Consider the following 2,910-nt stretch of genomic DNA (forward strand, 5'->3'; position numbering starts at 1 on the left):
ATGGCGTTAAGAAAATTGGCTTGGACGGCGCCTAAAGAAAAACACCATATGCCACAGTTAGGAAGTGCAATTAGCTCAGAAGTCTTTTATCAAGAAAAAAGTGGAATACCTTGTGGTAAGTGGGTCATGCGGTAAACTTTAATGAAGTTCAGTACAGTACTGGCTTTGGTCGTTTCGGTTAACATTTTAACCGGACAACAGTGGTTTTGAGTTTATTGTTTGGGGTTTGAGGTTTGGGTGCATAGTTACGGGTTGCAAAGATTTATTCCTCACCGGGAAAGTTATATATGGTGCTGTCTATGGGTTCATTAACAGTTATCCCTGTAACAGTGCTTCCATTCCTTTCGAAGGATAATTGATAAAAGGATTTCCAACAAATATTTGATCTTTTCCGGCATTATATTCATATTCAGACATTGCCCTGGGCTGAGTATCATTCATTGTTTCGAAATCACCTTTTGCAATCTCAGCAATTTCCGGCATAGGAGGAGCAGTTGTCCACCCGCTTATTTGTCCTGTGTTATCTGTAAAACATTCCGATTGCACCATCTTAACCCCTCCCGTTTCTGATTCTATATCCCTGCGGTATCCCTTTCCGTTGGTTATTCTGGTTAACGAATTAACGGAAACTTTTACAGCCTCTGGTTGAGTAATCGTATTTGTTGTACTCATTTGTATAGCAACGGTTTTATCTGCTTTATTTTTTCTTTACCACCAATCGCCTTAATATGATTAGCGATTATTGGGTCCAGGGTTTGAGCGTTGGCCCCGGAAAAGTTCAGTCCGCAAAGCAGGAGGATAAAGAACGGGAGCAGATGGGATTTCATAAGATTCTTTTAGTTGGTTTGATATATTCAGGTTCTCTGGCAGTTGTATGAACTTCAAATGCAGCTTCTGCTGCTTTTTTACGTTTTATGTCAATAACCCCTGCAAAAACAAGCTGGCTCTTTTTTGATAATCCGGCGTGCCGCATTTTGCCGTCATCTATCTTCTTATAATTAAAAGTTCATTGTTTATTCTATTGCCCGGCGTTACCTGCCGGCAGACAGGAAAGCCGAATAACAAACAAAAGCCGGGTATATATTCGTCGCCCCGCCATATAGCCAGGTCGCCTGTTGTGTGCTGGTTTCGCTGTTACATACTATAGTTTGCTATTTCTGATACTCTCCAAACTGAAAAACAAAGGGATTACCATCGGGAAGCCCAACTATAGCCGAACCGGTTTTTAGATTTGAAATGTCCCAATCCTCAATTACTTTCATGGATTGTACATTATCAACAGCCGTTCCAAATGAATCGGAATAGGTTAATTTTTTTTGTGCAAAGCCGTATCGGTTTTGAATGAATTCTCTTGATTTTATATCATCAATATGGAATGAGAAAACAGTTCTTATACCAGATAACAAACTTTGTCCTAAATCTTCTCCGTATTCGTGGTAAACCTGTGGAATATTTTGAACGCCTATTATAAATTTTGCTCCCTGGCTACGACCAAAATTTACACCATTGTCAAGATATTTAAGATTAGGAAGTAGGCTAAATTCATCAATGAAAAACCACACGTTTCCTTTCGGTGCTTCTCTTTGAGAACTACTTAATGTTTCTTTAATCGCAAGGTCAAACATAAGCCGGTAAATAGGCGTCAATACATTGCCAACAGAAATATCATATTCCAAAAAAATGGTTTTGCCTCCCTTATTCCTTACTAAATCTCTTATTGAAAGATTTCCTTTTTTTCTGAAATCTCCAATAAATATTTCACCCAATAACTGATTGAGTTCTGATATAACACCATCAGCTTGCGAAGCCGCATCTTTTGAAATGTAACTATTGATTCTGGTTTGTTGATTAATTTCAAAAAACTGCTGCAATTTCTCCCGTCCTGAACTTTCAAAGTACCCGATTAATTCCTCATTGTTTTGGGCATCTTTTGTATATCTTGTTGCTATTACCTTTAAAAAGGTTGCAAGAACATCTTTTGCCGCCTGCGGGAAAAAAGGTGAACTTGAACTTTTAATTTTGTCGGCAAAAAGATTATTTGCAATCTCAAGGGAATTTTCAGTAATACTTTGTAAGGTGTTGTCAATAGTGGTTTCTGAAAAAATATTCCAATACTCATTTGCACCTTTGAATTTAGCGCTATTGTTACTTATCACAATGTCTCCATCTTTAAAAAACTGACTGTAGAAATCTCCCTTGGTATCAAATACAATCATCAGGTCATTTTCGGTCAATTGATTTTTTATTTGCGATACTACTTGTGAAATGGCATTGGTTTTTCCTGTGCCGATGTTGCCCAAAAACAGAAGGTGCTTGCTGAACAATGTGTCATCGAGCGGCAGCGTAAACGGATTGCCGTTCAAATCTTTGCCATTGATTTTGCAGCGTGGATTGGCTGCCGTGTCAAAGGCTAATTTGTTGCCATCTTTTATTAACTCTACTCCGAAAAGGTGCTCTATCATCTTTTTTGTTCGTTGTTTTGAGATGTTGATTGGTCAGAATTTTGCGATTGCGATGACTGCTGACTACCGGAAGATTGAGACGTTTTTTGCTGTTGCGTATCTGTTTGTTGTTGGATTTTGGATTGTGATTGTCCTTCGCTCTGACCTGCTGAGTTATTTAAAAATTTGGATTGTGATGTGTCACCTTTTTGTTGCTGAATATCAGTTTGCTGCTGAATTTTTGACTGCCCTTCGGGTTGTGTATTACCCGTAAACTTAGACTGAACTCCTGTTTGTTGTGTACTCGAAGTTTGTGAGGCAGTTTGTTGTTTCGTGTCTGTTTGTTGCTGAATTCCAGACATCTTTTGTTCATTCATCGAAATATTCTCTTTAAAGCCCGGATATTTCTTATTAAATTCGGCTGTTTGAGCGTTAAACCGTTCCGACATCTTGTCTTGCTGTTCTTTAC

The 2,910-nt window shown here is 38.5% G+C and carries 4 protein-coding genes; all 4 read right to left on the bottom strand.

Features of this window, described 5'->3' with window-relative positions; translation table 11 throughout:
- Window positions 1-315: 315 nt before the first annotated feature.
- Window positions 316-672 (bottom strand): hypothetical protein, encoded by a 357-nt coding sequence (locus KF816_17515; GenBank protein MBX3009828.1) that lies wholly within the window; start codon window positions 670-672, stop codon window positions 316-318.
- A gap of 151 nt (window positions 673-823) precedes the next feature.
- Window positions 824-973 (bottom strand): hypothetical protein, encoded by a 150-nt coding sequence (locus KF816_17520; GenBank protein MBX3009829.1) that lies wholly within the window; start codon window positions 971-973, stop codon window positions 824-826.
- Between the two features lie 178 nt (window positions 974-1,151).
- Entirely contained in the window at window positions 1,152-2,462 is a 1,311-nt protein-coding gene (locus KF816_17525) for a type IV secretion system DNA-binding domain-containing protein (GenBank protein ID MBX3009830.1), read from the bottom strand.
- Window positions 2,459-2,910, bottom strand: a 452-nt coding sequence (locus KF816_17530) for a hypothetical protein (GenBank protein ID MBX3009831.1), incomplete at its 5' end; no start/stop codon positions are given. The genes KF816_17530 and KF816_17525, both read right to left, overlap by 4 nt.

It is taken from the genome of Melioribacteraceae bacterium, assembly GCA_019638015.1.
Lineage (GTDB): Bacteria > Bacteroidota > Ignavibacteria > Ignavibacteriales > Melioribacteraceae > JAHBUP01.

Bases quoted from the DNA above. Each gene is read 5' to 3' on its own strand.
- KF816_17515 (MBX3009828.1), bottom strand. From the start codon at position 672: ATGAGTACAACAAATACGATTACTCAACCAGAGGCTGTAAAAGTTTCC.
- KF816_17525 (MBX3009830.1), bottom strand. From the start codon at position 2,462: ATGATAGAGCACCTTTTCGGAGTAGAGTTAATAAAAGATGGCAACAAA.
- KF816_17520 (MBX3009829.1), bottom strand. From the start codon at position 973: ATGCGGCACGCCGGATTATCAAAAAAGAGCCAGCTTGTTTTTGCAGGG.